Annotated in this window: 19 protein-coding genes and 1 pseudogene; 5 read left to right on the top strand and 15 right to left on the bottom strand. The window is 34.4% G+C overall.

Annotated features, from left to right (window positions below):
- Positions 1 to 131 precede the first annotated feature (131 nt).
- The 8 genes and pseudogenes from ACQH1V_RS06735 to ACQH1V_RS06700 all read right to left on the bottom strand — a co-directional run bounded on the left by ACQH1V_RS06735 (position 132) and on the right by ACQH1V_RS06700 (position 7,358).
- Positions 132 to 443 carry a type II toxin-antitoxin system RelE/ParE family toxin gene (locus tag ACQH1V_RS06735; RefSeq protein ID WP_341748882.1) on the bottom strand — a complete coding sequence of 104 codons (312 nt, stop codon included), beginning with the start codon at positions 441 to 443 and terminating at the stop codon, positions 132 to 134.
- Positions 430 to 696: a type II toxin-antitoxin system Phd/YefM family antitoxin gene (locus ACQH1V_RS06730; protein ID WP_341748881.1), complete on the bottom strand. Its 267-nt coding sequence runs from the start codon at positions 694 to 696 to the stop codon at positions 430 to 432. The genes ACQH1V_RS06735 and ACQH1V_RS06730 overlap by 14 nt, the downstream gene beginning before the upstream one ends.
- 149 nt (positions 697 to 845) lie before the next feature.
- Positions 846 to 1,418 (bottom strand): ribonuclease HII, encoded by a 573-nt coding sequence (locus ACQH1V_RS06725; RefSeq protein WP_425360248.1) that lies wholly within the window; start codon positions 1,416 to 1,418, stop codon positions 846 to 848.
- A 354-nt stretch (positions 1,419 to 1,772) separates the two neighbouring features.
- Positions 1,773 to 3,248, bottom strand: coding sequence for a sensor histidine kinase (locus ACQH1V_RS06720; RefSeq protein WP_425360247.1), 1,476 nt, complete (start codon positions 3,246 to 3,248; stop codon positions 1,773 to 1,775).
- Positions 3,249 to 3,461: 213 nt separating this feature from the next.
- A complete protein-coding gene (locus ACQH1V_RS06715; RefSeq protein ID WP_341759013.1) occupies positions 3,462 to 4,448 on the bottom strand; it encodes an SPFH domain-containing protein in 987 nt (328 codons plus the stop codon).
- A gap of 388 nt (positions 4,449 to 4,836) precedes the next feature.
- Positions 4,837 to 5,835, bottom strand: a complete 999-nt coding sequence (locus ACQH1V_RS06710) for an efflux RND transporter periplasmic adaptor subunit (protein ID WP_425360246.1) — start codon at positions 5,833 to 5,835, stop codon at positions 4,837 to 4,839.
- Between the two features lie 13 nt (positions 5,836 to 5,848).
- A complete protein-coding gene (locus tag ACQH1V_RS06705) occupies positions 5,849 to 6,610 on the bottom strand; it encodes a DUF2608 domain-containing protein (protein ID WP_375329745.1) in 762 nt (253 codons plus the stop codon).
- Positions 6,610 to 7,358 (bottom strand): annotated as a pseudogene (locus ACQH1V_RS06700) (alpha/beta hydrolase). The gene ACQH1V_RS06705 and the pseudogene ACQH1V_RS06700 overlap by 1 nt, the downstream one beginning before the upstream one ends.
- 16 nt (positions 7,359 to 7,374) lie before the next feature.
- On the opposite strand from ACQH1V_RS06700, the gene ACQH1V_RS06695 reads away from it, so the two are divergent.
- From ACQH1V_RS06695 to ACQH1V_RS06680, 4 genes are all read left to right on the top strand, one after another.
- Positions 7,375 to 8,544, top strand: coding sequence for a glycosyltransferase family 4 protein (locus tag ACQH1V_RS06695; protein WP_341748877.1), 1,170 nt, complete (start codon positions 7,375 to 7,377; stop codon positions 8,542 to 8,544).
- 209 nt (positions 8,545 to 8,753) lie between these two features.
- Complete coding sequence (locus ACQH1V_RS06690; RefSeq protein ID WP_425360245.1) at positions 8,754 to 8,939, top strand: palindromic element RPE2 domain-containing protein; 186 nt, start codon at positions 8,754 to 8,756, stop codon at positions 8,937 to 8,939.
- Between the two features lie 15 nt (positions 8,940 to 8,954).
- Positions 8,955 to 10,763: an AAA family ATPase gene (locus tag ACQH1V_RS06685; RefSeq protein WP_425360244.1), complete on the top strand. Its 1,809-nt coding sequence runs from the start codon at positions 8,955 to 8,957 to the stop codon at positions 10,761 to 10,763.
- Positions 10,764 to 10,780: 17 nt separating this feature from the next.
- Positions 10,781 to 10,903 (top strand): hypothetical protein, encoded by a 123-nt coding sequence (locus ACQH1V_RS06680; protein ID WP_425360243.1) that lies wholly within the window; start codon positions 10,781 to 10,783, stop codon positions 10,901 to 10,903.
- Between the two features lie 37 nt (positions 10,904 to 10,940).
- Here ACQH1V_RS06680 and tyrS read toward each other — a convergent pair whose 3' ends face one another.
- From tyrS to ACQH1V_RS06645, 7 genes are all read right to left on the bottom strand, one after another.
- On the bottom strand, positions 10,941 to 12,182 hold the full coding sequence (tyrS, locus tag ACQH1V_RS06675; protein ID WP_425360900.1) for a tyrosine--tRNA ligase: 1,242 nt from the start codon (positions 12,180 to 12,182) through the stop codon (positions 10,941 to 10,943).
- Between the two features lie 233 nt (positions 12,183 to 12,415).
- A complete protein-coding gene (locus ACQH1V_RS06670; RefSeq protein WP_341748868.1) occupies positions 12,416 to 12,994 on the bottom strand; it encodes a hypothetical protein in 579 nt (192 codons plus the stop codon).
- An 84-nt stretch (positions 12,995 to 13,078) separates the two neighbouring features.
- The gene (locus ACQH1V_RS06665) at positions 13,079 to 13,747 is read right to left on the bottom strand and encodes a glutathione S-transferase family protein (protein WP_341748867.1); all 669 of its coding nucleotides are present in this window, start codon (positions 13,745 to 13,747) and stop codon (positions 13,079 to 13,081) included.
- 15 nt (positions 13,748 to 13,762) lie between these two features.
- Positions 13,763 to 14,860 carry a redox-regulated ATPase YchF gene (gene ychF, locus ACQH1V_RS06660; RefSeq protein WP_425360242.1) on the bottom strand — a complete coding sequence of 366 codons (1,098 nt, stop codon included), beginning with the start codon at positions 14,858 to 14,860 and terminating at the stop codon, positions 13,763 to 13,765.
- Positions 14,861 to 15,109: 249 nt separating this feature from the next.
- Entirely contained in the window at positions 15,110 to 15,544 is a 435-nt protein-coding gene (locus tag ACQH1V_RS06655) for a GNAT family N-acetyltransferase (protein WP_425360241.1), read from the bottom strand.
- Positions 15,545 to 15,547: 3 nt separating this feature from the next.
- The gene (pth, locus tag ACQH1V_RS06650) at positions 15,548 to 16,192 is read right to left on the bottom strand and encodes an aminoacyl-tRNA hydrolase (protein WP_425360240.1); all 645 of its coding nucleotides are present in this window, start codon (positions 16,190 to 16,192) and stop codon (positions 15,548 to 15,550) included.
- A gap of 331 nt (positions 16,193 to 16,523) precedes the next feature.
- Complete coding sequence (locus ACQH1V_RS06645; protein ID WP_094648826.1) at positions 16,524 to 17,135, bottom strand: 50S ribosomal protein L25/general stress protein Ctc; 612 nt, start codon at positions 17,133 to 17,135, stop codon at positions 16,524 to 16,526.
- 138 nt (positions 17,136 to 17,273) lie between these two features.
- Between ACQH1V_RS06645 and ACQH1V_RS06640 the strand changes: the two genes are divergently transcribed.
- Complete coding sequence (locus ACQH1V_RS06640) at positions 17,274 to 19,610, top strand: WH2 domain-containing protein (protein WP_425360239.1); 2,337 nt, start codon at positions 17,274 to 17,276, stop codon at positions 19,608 to 19,610.
- The last annotated feature ends 105 nt before the right edge of the window (positions 19,611 to 19,715 follow it).

Genomic DNA, 19,715 nt, shown 5'->3' with positions numbered 1-19,715 from the left:
TTATTTTGAATATATATAGTCAATTGATGGGAAGTTGGGGACGTCGTCCCTCGTCGCTCCTAGCCCCAAATTCTCCTGAATTGACTATAATTAATTATCGCAGACAGTCTCTTAAAGGGATAATTGATATTTTATAACTTATTTAGGTTTGGAAAATTATGGAGTTTATGGCACATATGTTTGTGTAATATTCTAACAACAATTATACCTTCCTCCTGCTTTATATAATAAAGCACATGTTTCTTTATAGGAAAGCTTAGTAACGCATGATATATGTCGGCACGCAAAGTACCTATACTAGGACTGCTGCTTAAAGTAATAATTTTACTATATATCTCGTCTAGATATTTTATGGCTTGTTGTTTTCCCCAATATTTTAGAGTATAATTTGTAATATCTTCAAGATCACGTCTAGCACTATCAGTAAACTTACATTGAATCATTGATCTTCATTTGTAGGTTATTAAAAACATCCCTATAATCATATATTTTATTTTTTGTTATGTCGTCTAATCCTTCAGCAATAGCAAGTTTTAATAGCTGTTCTTTAAAGGCTTCCAATTTTTGAAATTCTTTATCAGAAACTATTACAGCTATAGGCTTACCATTTTTTCTTATACTAATAGGTTCTACTTGAGCTTTAATAAGTAATTCACCAAATTCACGTTTTGCATCAGTTGCATTTAATTGTTCCATAACAATAATTATTTTAATTAATATGCTCAATTAAAGCATAAGTTACTAATATAGTCAAATTAATAACAATATAGTCAATTGATGGGAAATTGGGGACGTCGTTACTCGTCGCTCCTAGCCCCAAATTCTCCTGAATTGACTATATATGGCTAAAAGCTTTTTATCTTAAAAGTTTTTCTATGGTAAGGTGAAAAACCATGAGAATGTATAGCATTTAGATGTTCTTTTGTCCCATATCCAAAGTTCTTATGCCACATATATTCTGGAAATTCTTTGGCATACTCAAGTAATAAACGATCTCTAGTAACTTTTGCAATAATAGATGCCGCTCCAATAGAAATCGATAAATTATCACCATTTACTATACTAATAAATCTTGAATCGGCAAATTTCATGTTACCATCTACTAATATTGTATCCGGTTTAACAGAAAGATTTGCTACTGATATAGTACAAGCCTTTTTAGTCGCTTCAAGGATATTAATTATATCTATCTCATCGTGATACACTATACCAACAGACCAAATATAATTCTGTGTTATTTGTTCATATAACAAATTCCTCTTTTCTCTAGTAAGTTTTTTAGAATCTTTGATACCATTTATGATTCTTGTTTGATCAATGATGACAGATGCAGCTACTACAGGCCCCACTAACGGCCCTCTGCCAGCTTCATCTACTCCAGCTACTAACCCAAAATATTTTTGCTCTAATTCAAACATAATATTCTCCTATTTTAATATGACATCTGACTTTTTCGTCATTCCCGCTTCGGTGCGGAATCTAGCCCACAACTGTTGAAAGTTAGAAGGTAAAGCGGGTTTTAGATAGGTTTTCTGTCATTGCGAGACCACGTAGTGGTCGTGGCAATCCATCTTTGGTTACTTTTATGGATTGCTTCGTCGACCTAAGGTCTTTCTCGCAATGACGTTGACCACATACGATTTTTAAACTATCCGGTCTAAAACCGCTTCCTCTTCTAACTTTCAACAGTTGTGGAATCTAGCCCCCTGCCTACGCAGGGGTGACATCTGACTAAGTAGCTCCTTGCCATGACGTTTGGGGTAGGAAGTTTATTAATCATAAGCAAAAGTTAATGTTACAGTAGTGCCTATGCCTATTTTACTTTGTAACTCAAATTTACCTTTCATTAATTCAACCAACTTGCGAGTAAGTGGTAAACCAAGACCGGTTCCTTGGTATTTTCTGCCAACGCTACTATCAATCTGCCCAAAGGTTGATAGTACTTTGGGAATATCTCTCTCATCAATTCCTATACCAGTATCTATAACCTGTATATAAACTAGCCCTTTAGGCTCATCTTTCTCAGCATAAATTGTTATAGTACCTGATGCTTTGGTGAACTTTATAGAATTAGATAAAAGGTTAAAAAATACTTGTTTAAGTCTTTTGGGATCTGCTTTTATCACGATATGATCTTTTGGTAATTTTTCAATTAATTGCACTGATGCCTGATCAGCTCTTGGCTTCATTATCCTTACAGTAGAAGTAATTAATTTATTGAGATCTAACTCAACAAAGTCAACTAATAGCTTGTCAGCCGATGCTTTTGATAAGTCTAATATATCAGTTATTATACTGAGCAAATGCTTGCCTGCGTCATTAATATCTTTTATATAATTACCATGCTCTTTATTGTAAGGCGTGGACATCATAATTTCTGAAAAACCTATAATAGCATTTAGAGGGGTACGTAGTTCATGACTAACATTGGCAAAAAATTTAGTATGAGCAGAACTTTCGTTTCTAACCTTAATTACCGCTTCCTCTAACGCTTTATTAGCCTCAAATTGTTGATCTATAATCTTCTGTGCATAATTTGTGTTGCTAATTACGATAATTAAGAATATTAGCATAATGATAAAAAATGTTAGTAATACTTTTTTCTCCAGCTCTATAATACTTGACCATAAACTAGTAATATTAGTATTAATCTCTAACACACCATCAACAGGATACCTAGATAAGTCGCGGTTTATTATTGGAATATAACTTGTTATACAGGATGCTTTCTCTACTTTCCCTGACATATGGAATAGAGCCCTAGGAATTAATATATGACTTGTCATTCCTTTAAAAGCTTTGTTAAAGGCTTGCTCTACAACCAGCTCTTTTAAAAAATATTTGTCAAATTGGCTAATAATTCTTTGATACAAAGTATCTTCAGGAAAATTCACCTGACTTGTTATTTGAATTGGAGAGCTGGTTATAATTTTATGACCTTGTAGATCATATAAAGAAATATAGGCATTGAGATTAACAAAAATATCAACTGAAGTAGTTGCAAATTTAATAAAATCGGCATCTTGCAATAAATTTATATAACCAAATTCATGTAATTTATTTACAGCCGTTTTATTCCTATTCCAGACATTTTTTGTATAAACACCAGCTATTTTAATATTTGCTTCTCCAACTTGCTTTAAAATCATTTCTTCAATAATGAAGTAACGATAGTAAATCATGTTGACAATGATATTTATAAATAACCCAAAGAATGCCAGTCTAACAATATACTTATTTTGAATCATTAGATTTGCACATATTATTTAGAGGTAAGCGTTCACAGGAAAAAAGTTAAAGTACAAGACGTCATTGCGAGGAGCTACTTTAGTAGCAACGAAGCAATCCAAGAATAATGGATTGCCACAACCACTACGTGGTCTCGCAATGACGCTTGGCTTTTATTCATCATAAGAAAATAGCAAAAAAACCGTGAACGCTCATTATTAGAGTATAGCAGGTTATTCACTAGCACTAAGTTTTTTCTTTGTAGATGATTCCTTTATATTTGATTCCTTAGGCAATTTCTTATCACTCGCTGATTTCAGCTGATCAAAAATACTCAAAGCTTGAGTTATAAAGCTTCCTGGTTCAGAAAGATTTGCCGGCAAAATTACTGTATTACTATCCTTAGCTAACTCACCAAAAGCAGATATATATTGTTCAGCGATTTTTAAAGATACTGCATCGTTTCCTCCAGATTTCTGAATAGAGGCTGCTATAAGTTCAATACTTTTAGCAGTAGCCATGGCTACTAATCCTATTGCTTCAGCCTCACCCTTAGCCCTATTTACTTGATCAATATAGGAAGCTTCAGAATTTAATACAACTTGAGCCTTCTCGCCTTCCGCATGGTTTATTTTTGCTTGTCTATTACCTTCTGAGTCTAAAATTTGGGCTCGTTTTTGACGTTCTGCCGCAACTTGTAACTCCATCGCTTTAAGTATTGTTTGTGGTGGCTGAATGTCTTTAATTTCATAACGCATACATTGTATCCCCCAATTGACTGCCGCTTGGTTAATAGCAGAAACAATAGCGATATTCAAGGTTTCTCGTTCTTCAAAAGTTCTGTCTAATGGTAACTTACCTATTTCTGAACGCATAGTGGTCTGTGCAAGCTGAGTGATAGCATAATATGGACTATTAACCCCATAAGATGCAGCAACTGGATCGACAATTTTTACATATAACACACCATCTATTAGTAACGTAACATTATCATTGGAAATGGCTGTTTGAGCAGTCACATCAATTGCTTCTTCCTTTAAAGTGTGTTTGTAGGCTACTTTCTGAATCACTGGTATCAAAATACTCAAGCCAGGCTGCAAGATGCTATCAAATTTCCCAAATTTTTCAACAATCCATGCTTGTTGTTGTGGCACAACCTTAACCATCTGTATAATAATAAGGATCGCCACGATACTACAAACTAATAATATATATTCCATATTTTCTCCTTTTTAAATCTATAACTAACCCGATTAGTATTTACCCATACAAACCGTCATTGTAAGGAAGCCCGTAGGTCAACGAAGCAATCCAGGAAAGTGAATAAAAATGGATTGCTTCGACTACTACGTAGTCTCGCAATGACATTTAAGATGCATACACGTCATTGCGAACGAACATATGTGAGTGTGGCAATCCATTTTTATTCACTTTTGGATTGTTTCGACTACTACGTAGTCTCGCAATGACGTTTGAGATGCATACACGTCATTGCGAACGAACATATGTGAGTGTGGCAATCCATTTTTATTACTTTTATGGATTGTTTCGTCGCCTTCGGCTCCTCACGTGAAGTCAGTTCACATGGCTAAAACCTTTTTTGGGTAGCTATAATAATTTCACTATGCTACCGTCATTAATCTTAGTAATTCCTTCCACTACTACCATATCTCCTTCTTTGATTTCGTCTGAAATAATCTCTGTTAGACCATTTAGACTAGTACCTAGCTTAACATAAAGTTGCTGCACTTTGTTATCATTAAGTTTATATATAAAATACTGACCTTTACTATTACTCTGCACTGATTGACTAGCTACTGCTAAATTCCGATGTTTGTTAATAATTAAGTCTATAGGTACATAGCTTCTATGTAGCATATTACTATTAGAATCAACAATAACTTTAGCACCTATAGTACCATTATCTGAAACATATTGTGAGATTTCAGCAATTTTTCCATTAATCTTATCACCATTATTATCGGTTATCACTAAATCAGTAGATACTGACACCTGATTATAAAGCTCCTCAGGTAACTCCATTAAAATACTCTTAGTGGTAGAATTTTGAGCAATAATGCTAAAAAGATAATTTTTTTGTTCTACCTTATCCCCTTTTTTTAGCTTTATTATACCAATATTTCCATCAAATGGTGCTACGATAACCATATCGTTGTAACTATTCATTGCTTTGGAAAAAGCAAGCTTAGCTGTTTCTAAATCACTATTTGATTTTTCTAGTACATCACTACTAATATATTTTTTGGCAAATAATGCCTTATCACGTTCATAAGCAGTCATCGCCGTTTTTAAAGAGATTTCTGCTTGTGACTTAGTTGACGTAGCTAAATCTTTGTCAATAATAAGCAAAATATCTCCTTTATTAACCTTACCATGAGAATCAGATACTACATCAACCGTACCAGAAATATTAGCATAATAATCCCGGCTTGCATCATTTTTACATTGTCCGACAACGCTGAAAACATTATGCAAATCAGCCATTTGCACTTTACTGGCTTTTACCGGAATGCCCTCTTGTTTTTCAGCGATAGCACAGCAAGAAATAATGCATACACTTACAAAAACAATTAATTTATTCAACATTTCAAATACCATATTAAAGTTTTAAATCTGTTAGCCAACGATGTTCATTCTCTAAAATTTCAAAACGAATTTTTTCACTTTTTTTATCAAGCTCTGCTTCCGGTACTAAAGAAGCTCCGCTAAATTCAAAACCATAAAAATTAATCTGTAATTTAGTACATATTTTTTCCACCGACTCAATATTTTCTAAAACATCATCAACGAATATTATGGTTTTAGGGTAGTAATTTTTCTTGTGTAAAATATTCTCTAATACTACACCTTTATCAATATCGGCAGTAAGAATCACCCCTTCTTCCATCATCGGCATACCATTCTCACTATGTAATTCATCAATTAATATTTCCTCTTTTATTGGAGTAGATTTCATAAAATCTATATTTATTCCTTTAAGCTCTTTTAAACGCCAATTGGTAAAATCTTCAATAACCCCGAATCTACCTGTATATAGCTTGGTTAAAGCAGCAGTTGGAATTTGCCTCTCCCATAATTTACTCAATATATCATTTATATTGGGGTTCACTAAGCGAATAGTACGATTTTTTAGAATAATACTAAAAAAAAGTTGCCTTTCTTTTCTAGTAAAGCGTTTTTTGCTTTCAACACACCATTCACGTCTATAAGGATGAGTTAAGCGATATTCATCTTGAGCCATGATCAGTACGTCATCCACATCAAAAAGCACCAAACTATCTTGATCTAGCTTATCTATTACTTCTGCAACTTTTAAAAAATCTGAGACTTTAGCTGTTTTAGCAAATTTATGGTTATTCATTAGTTTTTATATTTTATTATTTCTTCCAAAGAATTAGCAATTATAGCCAAATCTGATTCTCTTGAGAGATTGTGATGCCCATCTTTTATTAATTTCATTACTACTATATCACTAGTAATTTTTTCTACTAACTTATTTGAAATATTATAAGGTACATCAATATCTAACATCCCGTGAATTAAATGAACAGGTTTCTTAAGATTAATACTATTTGAGTTTAGTAACAAGTGATTTTTGGCTTCAAGTATTAATTGATAGCTTATTGGGTATGTATTATTGCAATTACGCCCACTAACATCAAGCCATTTTTGCTGTTGCATTTGTTTTTTTTGACTTTCAGTTAAATTTTCCCAAATGTTTTCTGTAAAATCTATTGCTGGAGCAAGACCAATAACGCTACAAATAATTTTATAGCAGCCAACATAGCAAGCCAGGCACCCATACTGGAACCAATTATAATAGTTGGCTGCAGGACAAGTTTATTTAACACCATCTCAACTTCCATAAGCCAAGAGCCAATAGTTTCATCAAGAAAATCACCTGACGATATTCCATGACCAAAATTATCAAATGTGATAAAATTATAATCTTGTTTTTTACAGTAATTTTCAAGGAATACAGCCTTGGTACCATTCATATGTGACATCAAGCCATGTAAAAACATTACGGAAGGCATATTTTTTTTACTACTTTTATAATGATTATAAGTGATAAATTTTTTATTTTCTGTATTATATATTTTATTCATTTAAATTAGTTAATTAATGATTTCATCAGATTCACCCAAACGATACCATAAACCAACCATTTTGCAAGTAGTTCCAGCTTTATTCTCTGGTGGAGTAGAGCGAGGGACAATTGAAGTGGCTAAAATGTTAAAAAAAGTTGATTATAATGTTATTGTAGTCTCCTCTGGTGGTTCATTAGTTGAAGAATTAATAGCTGCAGATATACCGCATATTTCTATGAATAGTGCTACTAAAAATCCTTTTTCAATATGGAAAAATGCAAGATTTTTATCAGAAATAATCAAGGAATATGACGTAGATATAGTACATGCAAGATCAAGAGCTCCGGCTTGGAGTTGTTATATGGCAGCAAAGGCTACTAATACTAAATTCTTAACAACATTTCATGGCATTTACAACATCTCAAATTTGTTCAAACATTTCTATAATAGCGTAATGACCAAAGGCGAGAAGGTTATAGCTGTATCTAATTTTGTAAAGCAGCATATAGTAACTAATTATAAAATTTTAGAAGAACAAATTGTGGTAATACGTCGAGGGGTAGATTATCGCTATTTTGATCCCCAAAATGTCACAGAAGAAAAGTTAGTAAAATATAAAAAGAAATACGGTCTATCTAATAACACTCCTCCCATAATATTATTACCATCAAGAATTACCAGTTGGAAGGGTCACCTTACCCTTGTTGAAGCACTTGGTAAACTAAAACATCTAGATTTCTATTGTCTGATGGTTGGGGATTTATCTAAACACCCAAATTTCACAAATCGAATAAAATCTCTTATAAACTTATTGAAACTACAAAGTAAAGTTCAAATTTTTGGTAATGAAATTGATATGCTCGGTCTTTATGGCATTTCAGATATAGTGTTATCTACTTCAATTGAGCCAGAAGCATTTGGTCGTACTATAACTGAAGGGCAATCAATGGAAAAGCTAGTAATTGCTACAAATATTGGTGGAGCTATTGAAACAATATCAGATACAAAAACTGGATTTCATGTTAAACCAAACGATCCAAGCGATTTAGCAGAAAAAATTGAACATTGCTTATCCATACTTAAAACCAATGAAGGTAAAAAGATACAACAAGCAGCAAGAAAAGCCGTAATCGATAACTTTTCCCTTGATTTAATGCTAAGTAAAACCTTAGATTTATATAAGGAAATGCTTAAGAAAACATAATATTTTCTAGGTTTGATAAAGCCCCAGCCACCTTTTTAGCCTTTCTAAATTTTGTTGGAGCTTTAATATGGTTACGTTAAAAATTTTGTCAACAGAACCTAAACAAAAAAATCCCTAAAATACTTTATTACGCAAATTTTGGATAAGAAGTTAAAAATTTTATAATTTTTTACTGATAAATAGTTAGTGCAAGTTATTATTATGTTATAATGAAATATATAGTCAATTCAGGAGAATTTGGGGCTAAGAGCGATGGAGCGACGCCTATAAGTAATAGGCGAGCATTGAGCAACAACGTCCCCAACTTCTCATCAATTGACTATATAAGCAAGTTATTAGTAAATACCATGTTCATGAGTTGTCATAAATTATTTAGATATAAGAGTGAATTTTAGTTGATTGAGTAAAGTATGAAAGAACAAACCCACAATAATTATCAGCCAAGAATGTTTGTTGGTACCGATGACTTCTACGATTTGTTGATTAATAGCGATATATTTGTTGATAAAAGTCTAATGATCAAGGAATTGTTAGAAGATAGTGGTAAAGTCACCTTAATCACCCGTCCAAGGCGGTGGGGGAAGAGCTTGAATATGGATATGGTGCGGAGATTTTTTGAGATAGAAGTGGATGAGCAAGGGCGGGTTCTACCACAAGAACAAAAGGTGAATTATAAACTATTTACTGGTGGAGAGGTAGATTTAGGATTTGATGAGACTAAAGAACTAAAGCCATTAAAAATTGCTAATGTAGCAAATTCTATGAAACGCCAAGGTCAATTCCCAGTTATTATTATAAGTTTCAAGGGCGTTAGAGGCAGTAGTTATCAAGAAATTGAGGTGGGAATTAAAAGTCAAATAATTAATTTATTTGCCAAGCATCGTTATTTAGAACGTTATATAAAACAAGATGAAAAATTATTGATTGATGCACAAAAGGAAATATTACAAAGATATTTTACAGGCAAGTTAATAGAAGATGACATTAAAAATAGTTTGAAATTTCTAAGCGACTTACTTTATAAACATTTTAATCAAAAAGTTTACATACTAATTGACGAGTATGATACGCCAATTAATAGTGCCTATATGAAATTTGGCAATAATTCAGAAGAGTTTGAGGAAGTATTAGCTCTATTCCGGGCAATATTTGGCAATAGTCTTAAAACCAATGATTCATTACAAAAAGGTGTTATTACCGGCATATTGCGTGTTGCTAAGGCTAATTTGTTTTCAGATTTGAATAATTTAACTGAATGTAGTCTACTAGATGAGAATTTTACAGACATCTATGGCTTTACTCAAGCAGAAGTTGATGAATTATTAACCAAAGTACCTCTTGAAACCAATCCAGAACAAATTAAAAATTGGTATAATGGCTATAATTTTGGTGGAGAAGTCATTTATAATCCTTGGTCAATTATGAGATGTTTAGCTCAGAAGGGCAAGCTGGATCATTATTGGATTGATAGTGGTGGGACTGGTTGGATTGATCATGTATTGCTCTCAGATGAGATGCAAACAGATATCCAGGCTTTAGCTGCGGGTAAAACTATTACTTCTTCTATTACTAAACATATAAATTTTGCTGATATTAACCAACCAGAAGGGTTATTTAGCTTATTATTATTTAGTGGTTACCTAAATACAACTACCAAGATGCCAGAAAGAGATATTTATGATTTATCTGCTCCTAACTACGAGGTGAAATATATTTATGAAAAAAGAATGCTACAATGGGTTACTAAACAAATAAAAATTGATAATTCTGGATATTATTCTTTTGTTACTCTATTACCAGATGGTAAAATAGAGGCATTTAAAGAGCGTCTGCAAGAATTATTACTTAATTCTACTAGTTTTCATCAAACAGGAGAGAAAAAAGCCGAATTATTTTATAGTGGCTTTATGCTCGGCTTTATTAATATGTTAACTCCTAATTATATAATATCAAGTGAACAAGAATCAGGGGATGGCAGAGCTGACGTTGTGATGATTCCAAAAATTGGCAAAGGTGATAAAGCGATGATTATCGAGTATAAAATCGCTAAATCCTCAGAAGAGCTAGCAGATATAGCTAAATCTGGTTTACAACAAATTATTAATAAAAAATATGATAGTAAAATAAAAGAGCATTCACATGTAAAACAAATATTAAAAATTTCGATGGCATTTTGTGGAAAAAATATGGAGTTAGAATATGAAATAACGAAGCTCTAATAATAGAGCGTAAGCACTTGTATAATAAGCAATTGGGTATAGTCAATTCAGGGGAATTGGGTAGCAGGAACGATGGGGCGACGCCTATAAGTAATAGGCGAGCATTGAGCGACGAACGTCACCAACTTCTCATCAATTGACTATAGCTCATCTAGGAGGCTGCCTGCGATAGATTGATTATGCAGAAAGTTTAATTAACATATGTTTCTTCTTACCCGCAGATATCTTAATAACTTGGTTGTCCTGCATAAAAGTCAAGTCAACCATCATATTTTCATCTTCGATTAGTTGATTATTGATTTTAGCCCCAGCCCCTCTAATGAGTCTACGCCCCTCAGATTTTGATTCAACAAGACCCAACTCATGAAGCAATTCATATACTGAAATGCCTAGAGTTAAACGACTCTGTTCAATATAGATAGTTGGTAAATTTACGTCAATTTCTCCTTGTTCAAAAACCTTTGTAGCTGTTTCTAAGGATGCTATAGCCGCTTGTTCACCATGACAAAGTTTTGTTAAATTAAATGCTAATTGCTTCTTGGCACCATTAATATCAGACTCAGCAAGTACAATAAACTCTTGCATCTTATCTTCCTCTAACTCGCTATATAATTTAGCAAATTTGACTACATCTTGATCTTCACAATTCCGCCAATATTGATAATAATCATATGGAGTTAACATATCTTCATTTAACCACACCGCCCCACCAACAGACTTGCCCATTTTATTGCCAGAAGCAGTTGTTAATAATGGCGTAGTCATACCAAAAACTTCATTACCAGTTAGTTTCCTGGTAAAATCAACGCCCATTATGATATTACCCCATTGGTCACTACCACCTATTTGCAAAGAACAGCCATATACTTTATTTAAATGATAAAAATCGTAGGCTTGTAGCAACATATAGTTAAATTCTAAAAAACTCATATGCTGCTCTCTTTCCAAACGTAATTTCACCGAATCCATAGATAACATACGATTCACAGAAAAAAAACTACCAAATTTGCCAAGAAAATCTAAGTAATTTAACGATTCGAGCCACTCTGAATTATCAATTAATATTGCATCATTTTTCCCAGTACCGAATTTAATAAATTTTGATAATGATTTTTTTATACCTTCAGCATTTTTGGCAATTTCTTCTTTTGTTAAAGATTTTCTTGCCTCATCTTTACCAGTAGGATCACCAATTTTACTAGTCGCCCCTCCCAGGATTACTATTGGTTTATGACCATATTGTTGCAATAGACGCAAAATCATAATTTGCATCAGACTCCCAACATGTAAAGATTGAGCTGTACAATCAAAGCCAATATAAACAGATATTTTACTATTGTTCATTAGTGTCGTTAGTTTTTCTAAATCAGTACATTGATATAAAAAGCCTTTATTCTCAAAATCTTTAATAAGCATAATGATTTACAAAATAATAAAATTAAACAAAAAACTATATAGCAGTTACTTACTAACCTTACACATGGCATTTAAAAGTCATATAGAAAATAGCTTGGCGTCATTGCGAGAAGCTACTTTAGTAGCGACGAAGCAATCTATATGTGGATTGCCACGCTCACGTACGTTCGCTCGCAATGACGTTTTGTACTTTTCCGAAATTTTTAAATTGTCATGGGGTTTATGCGTAAGGTGAGTTACTTACTCATTGATTGTTGAGTCCCTTTACCCATAGCAGCCTCTTTTATTGCCGAACCTAGATTAACAACACTCTTGGCAACGTCTCCCATGGCTATAGCATTGTTTAAACTACTTTTAACCATAGTACTAACTGCCTTACATGAACATTTTATTACATTCACCACCGCATTTAAAATCTTATTATCTTTGATGGCATTAATGGGTGCCTCAAATATTTTTTCAACTTTTTTTAATTGTTCTGTAGCAAAATCTTTTAAGCGACCTGTAAGAGTTAGTGAAGAGCTTAATTTATCTAGAGGTTTTTTATGATCTACACTATCAGCGAATTCCTTGAGTTTTTCAAATGAACTCATAAATTCCTCAAACACCTTTCCTGCTTTCTCAAATTCTAATTTCTTTACCCCAGAAAAAGCCTTACTAGCAGTACCAGAAAAACATTTACGTGCTTCCTCCAGATTCTTTTTTACTTCTTCTAGTTGTTGCAAGGCTAGAAAAGTACCAGGCATTTCTCCTACATGACTCTTTAGCTCTTCTGCAGACAAACTCTCTTGAACTTCATCTACTTTTTTACCCATAATTTCCTCTGATTATTTAATTAAATTTTTTATCCATGGAACTTCACTAGAAATTGTAGCAGAAAATTCCTCTTATCTCAATCATTAAAAATCTAAATCGGCGTAGCATGTGGGTGGAGTAAAACCTGGTATTTTGTCTTGTAGTAGAGAGCGAAAGCTAGGTCTGGATTTGACTATTGCATACCAATGACGAATAGATGACCATTTATCCCAGTTAACTTCACCGAAATAATCTAGAACGGAGATATGACAGGCGGCAGCTATATCTGCACAGCTTAAGGAATTTGATGCAATAAAGCTACGTAACTCCAATAAATTGGACATATAGTTCAAGTGATGCGACAAATTAGTCTTTGCTGCTCTAAGAAAATCGGTTCTAGGTCCTCCTAATTGGCAGGATGGTCTTACTATTTTTTCATCGATAATAATTTTTGTTACTTCGCGGTAAAATTTTTCATTAAACCAACTGAGTAATCGACGGATTTCGCATCTAATATCAAAATCTTCGTCCATAAAATTAAAATTTGGATATTTTTCATGGAAATACTCAGTGATCGGATAAATTCCTGCTATAATTAAATTGGATGCCTCTTGTAAGACCGGTAAAGTACCCGCCTGATTTAAAGACAAAAATTCCTGATTCCTCTGCCAATAATCCTCTTTAACCATAGTAAATTGAGCATCTAGTTCTTTTAGCAACACCCGAACCTGACGTGATAATGGACAAATAGGATAATGGTATAATTTTCTCAATTAACTACCCTTGATTTAAACATTGAACCTAAAATGCACTACATCTCCATCTTGCATTTTATACTCTTTACCTTCTAAACGCATTTTACCCATTTCTTTAGCTTTTACTTCCCCATTAAACTTTATATAATCCTGATAGCTAATGACTTCAGCCCGAATAAAACCTTTCTCGAAATCAGTATGAATAATACCAGCTGCTTTAGGAGCCAGTGTACCATTACTAAAAGTCCAGGCATGTGTTTCTTTCGGTCCAACAGTAAAAAAGCTTTTTAGATCTAATAAATTATACATTTCTCTTATAATTTTACTCAGACCTGTTTCCGCAAGCCCTATACTATTTAAGAACTCAATTTTTTCCTCTTTACTTTCCAAAACTGCAATATCCGCTTCAATTTTCGATGAAATGAGGACATGTTTTGCCCCTTCTTCTTCAGCTTTTTTTGCTACAAGCTCGGTAAATTTATTACCAGTAATCGCCTCATTTTCCAAGACATTACAAGCATATAAAACTGGCTTAGAAGTCAATAATTGCAATTGATCTAACATTTCTTTGCTATAAGCCTTGCTGATGCTGCGTACTGGCTTACCTATCGCTAGAGTTGCTTGAATTTCTTTTAATAACTCTACTTGATCTTTTAAAGCTTTATCGCCTGTTTTTAAACGTTTCTCAGCATTCGTTAAACGTTTTTCTACCGATTCAAGATCGGCTAAAATTAATTCTGTTTCTATTATTTCAGCATCATATATTGGATCAATCTTATTATGCACATGAGTAATATCTATATCCTCAAAACAACGTAATACGTGCAAAATAGCATCGACCTCTCGTATATGAGATAAAAACTTATTACCAAGCCCCTCACCTTTACTAGCCCCTTGTACCAAGCCAGCAATATCGACGACTTCTATATAAGTAGGAATAATTTTAGTAGAATTAGCAACAATTGCCAACTCATTTAGCCTAATATCCGGTACTGATACTATAGCCGAATTTGGCTCTATAGTGCAGAAAGGATAATTAGCCGCTTCTGCTGCAACACTGGAAGTTAAAGCATTAAACAAAGTTGATTTTCCTACATTTGGCAAACCAACAATACCACATCTTAATGTCATAAATCTAATATCATAAATTTCTATTCATATAGTTAACCCAATTGGTATTTACCATGGATTGCTTCGTTGCCACCAAAGTGGCTTCTCATAATGACGCTGGGGGTATATATACGTCTATTAGCGATATTATATTTAAACGTCATTGCGAGAAGGCGTAAGCCGACAAAGCAATCCATTTCTAACCATTTTCTTGGATTGCTTCGTCGCCACCAAAGTGGCTTCTCGCAATGACGAAGTAATGCTAGGAAGCTATAAATCTTTCCTCAAATAATATACTTCCGAATCTTTAGCATAGCCACTTCTTACAAACTCTAATTTAAAGCCTAATTTTTCATAAAATGGTCTGGCTTGCCAATCGGTAGTGCATACAGTCATAAATTTACAATTACGCTCTCGTGCTACATCTTCCACCTTTGCCATCAGTAAAGTACCATAATTTTGACCACGAAAATTCTCAGAAACCCATAACATGTCAACATACAAACAATCATAAAAACTCTTGCCATCTACACCAGCAACAAAGTTTTTATCATTATCAAAACAGGCAAAGGAAAATGATTTTATAACATCAAGCCCCTTCTTGACTTTAGCCTGCTCATTTAAACCATTCTCCATTACCTTCATGTATTGTGTATCTATGCTATTATCTGCATAGATTATCTGTAAATTTAATGGTTTCTCCATGATTTAAATTACACTCCTGTTAAATTCTTCCACTTTGCCTGAAAGCAATAAATGGAAATTATTGGTTATTACCTCAATGGAACTGATAATAATTTTATATTCTTCTTTAGAGAAAGGAGCTAAGACGTAATCCGATACATCATCATACGCCGATGGTCTTCCTACCCCAATTCTGATACGGTGATAATCATTCCCTATACACTGATCCAATGATTTTAAACCATTATGCCCACCACTACCACCAGCTAATTTATATTTTATTCGACCAATTTCTAAATCTATATCATCATGTAAAACGAAAATATTTGGTGGGTTGATATTATAGTAAGAACATATGGCTTGTACTGCTTTACCGGACAGATTCATATAAGTTACAGGTTTTGCCAATAGTAATTTCTGTCCGTCCACTATCCCTTGTGCCAGTTCTGCATGAAGTTTGGATTTTGTATTCCAAGAAATTTTATAGTATTCTGATAAATAATCGACAGCTATGAAGCCAACGTTATGACGAGTATTTTGATACTCCTTGCCTATATTTCCCAAACCTACAACAAGTACACTCTTCTGATTTGAATATATATTTGAAGGCTTTGAAGAATTGGCTTCGCCAATAATTGAGGGATATTCATGCGTTTTTGATAATGTCATTATTACGACCTTTTGTCATTTCCACCCACTATTGTCATTTCCACCCACTATTGTCATTTCCACCCACTATTGTCATTCTCGCGTAGGCGGGAATCTAGACCCCTACTTACGCAGGGGTGACACTAAGGGCAGATATAACACAAAAACGGATTGCTTCGTCGTCATAAAACGACTCCTCGCAATGACGTTTGAGATGCATACACGTCATTGCGAGCGAACATATGTGAGCGTGGCAATCCATAAATTGTCATATGGATTGCTTCGTCGACCTACGATCTTCCTCGCAATGACGGCTAAAGCTTACACACTTCTCGCAATGACGGTTATATAATTATTTTGCTTTTACTTCTTCAGTTGCAGTTTCTTCAGTTTCTGCCTTACTACCCTTACGCCCAATGATAGTAGCAATAATAAAATCACTTTTACTAGCTAGCTGAGTTCCTTCAGGTAATTTAATGCCTTTAGCTTTTAAAGACTGACCTATTAGCATATTGCTAACATCAATATTAATATTTTTAGGTATATTATTGACATCACATAAAAGAGTCATAGTTCTTTTGATGATATTAAAGAACCCTCCCCTTTTAACTCCTAAAGCTCTTTCTTTACCTTCGTAAACTACTGGAACTTCCATTGTTTGGGTTTTTTCTTCTAAATGGACAAAATCAACATGCCTAACTATGTCAGTAATCGGATGCAATTCTACAGCTTTTGGTAATACTTTATGGGTTTTGTTCCCCACTTTAATTTGAACAATGGATGATATAAAACCAGGCTTTCTATAGTGCTTAGTTATTTCTTTTTCTTCAATAGAAACAGCAAGTGGCTGTTTATTTGCTCCATAAACCACAGCAGGAACCATACCTCTTCTGCGTAGGTCTCTTGCAGCTCCTGTCCCAAATTTCTCCCGCATTTCCGCTGCAAGTTCTAATAGTTCACTCATCTTTTTCTCCCAAGAGATTTTAATAATATTAGGTAATGATAGTACTAAATGCTAAAAAATTCAAGTATTAATTTGACAAGTTGTTTGTCAATTGGTTACTATAGACGTTCATAGTAAAGTTATATAGGGAGTATTTGCATGTCAAAAGATCAAAATCAAGATCAAGGTCAACAAGAAATAGAAGCTGTATTATTAAAAGAAACCGCTGCATTAACAAAGATGCAGAATGTTATAGGTGGACTCCTCGAGGCTAATAAACAACTGGAGGACAGTATACAGTTAAAACAAGAAGTGGAAAAGCTAAAAAAAGAAGCACCATCTTTACCTTGGTTTAAAAGACTTGTGCAAATTATTCCACAGATAAAATATCTTTTTATAAAAAATGATGAGCAGATCTCTGCAGAGAAAAGAGAAATTAACAGAGAGATACTTACAGATGTTGACGATACATTAAAAAAAATAGGAAAAAAATCTTCATCGTTACAAGTAATCATCGATAAAGAATTACAGAAAGGGTTGGATAAGATTTTGCAAAAAGAGTTATCGGATAAACAAAAAGAAACAGCAGCAGAATTACAAGAACAGTTGAACAACTTAGCTGTATCCCAAGAAAATTTTAGGGAAATTGTACCAAAAATTTATAATGCTAATGAAGCTGTAGCATTAATGCACGAAAGAACACAACTAACCCAAATACAAAAAGACATCACCAAACTGGTAAATGCTAATGATAAAGTGCAAGGGCTGATTGCTATAAAACAACAATTAGCAAAATTGCAACAAGAATTACCATCAACTTGGTTAGATGGTCTTAAACAAATTGTAACAAAAATCAAGCATATTTTTGTAAGTACTCCGGAAAAAATTCTAGAAAAAACCGTAACCAAAAACAATGAAACGTTACGTCATATTGATAATGCTTTAAAATTCACTGGTAAGAACATAGAGAGTTCAAAACTAGCTAGAAAAGATAAGTTGCATAAAGAATTAGAGAAGTTGACAGAAAGAAAGTTATCAAACGAGCAGTCCAATGCAGTGAAAGTTTTAAGTAGTAAAATTGATTTAGCTTTTTCCAGAACAGTTTCTATTTCAGAACCATTACTAACTACGATTGGTCAAGAGCAGACTCAGTCGCAAACCTTGCACTCATCAATGCCTAATCTACAGACGGTGCCACTACGTCAAGCCCCGCCACCACCTCCTTTAGCTAACGCTTCATTACCAAACCAAGCTGTTCAGCAACAAAACACAATACCACCAGCACCGCCTCTACCTCCTGGGAGTATAGGTTCTCAGCAAGCAGCCGGCTCTATACCACGACCAACACGTCCAGCTCCACCGCCACCTTCTACACATACTACTTCGTTGCCGGATATAAATGCTCCACAACCAGAAGAACATGCTAGACGAGCATCTATGCCATCGTCAACAAAACGGCATGCTCCACCTCCACCTGTACGTACTACGTCGTTGCAGAATCTAGCTGACCCACAACCAAATATTGCAGCGGAAATACCTCCAACACCACCGCCGCCACCACTACATGTACCAGGCTTACAACAAGGGGCTCATCAAGAACCCCAAATAATACCACTGCCACCACCATTGCCACCGACAGCAGCCCAACCAGCTCCGCCGCCTCTACCAGATGGAGGGTTTTATCAACCGCCACCACCACCTCCTCCACCACCGCCGCCACCTGGTCAAACTAACAACCCGGCAGCAGCAAACCCAATAGAAGGGCAGGAGAATCGTGGGCAGCTATTAGATGAAATTAATAAGGGAATACAACTTAAATCAGTAGTAGTGCCTAAGGAGAAACAGCCGGCAGTAGCAGTGCCTGAGGAGAAAGATGAAAGAGGTACTCTATTAGCTGCAATTAGAGCTGGAGTAAAACTTAAAAAGGTAGATGATATAGATAAACAACACAAAGATGCTGTAGATAAAACTAAAGAAGGAGAGGAACCTTCTATTGAAAAATCTCTGAAAGACGCAATACTTGCTAGAAGACATGCATTCCAAGATGATGACGATGATGAACACCCACATGCTGACCTTGTGGAGTTTATTGAAAATAAAGATATCGATCAATCTGCTCTTATTAAGACACTTCATGCTGAACTTCCGGAGACTAAAAATATTGAGACCAAAAAAGAGCTAATTGAATTTATTGGGAAAGATTTCAGGGAGGAAGATTTTGAGGGATGGGAAGAAGTTGATCAGGAAAAGAAACAAACAGATATCGTTGAAAAGCTAAATGAACTTAAAGAGAACTATGATAATAAGACTCTTGACTTATCAGCTAAGCCTGTTGTTGAAGTGGCAGCAAAAAAAGAAGAGCTCCCTAAAGAGCTTCAGGCAGAAGTAAAAGCTATTGCAGCCACTATCCCTAAACCCGAGAATGTTACAGGAGCCAATAAGCTCCCTCCTACACCGCCTCCTCCCCCTAAACGACCTGTAGGACATGGTAAATAGGCTGACAACCATTAAGACAGTCTAGGATTGGATTGCCTTCAATGGCACTAAAGTGGCTTCTCGCAATGACGGTATGGCGAGAAGCTAAGCCCCCTGCCTACGCAG

It is taken from the genome of Candidatus Tisiphia endosymbiont of Ceraclea dissimilis (genome assembly GCF_964030735.1).
Classification (GTDB): domain Bacteria; phylum Pseudomonadota; class Alphaproteobacteria; order Rickettsiales; family Rickettsiaceae; genus Tisiphia.
Note: the sequence above shows the minus strand (reverse complement) of the source record. Positions and strands in the feature narration are given on the sequence as shown.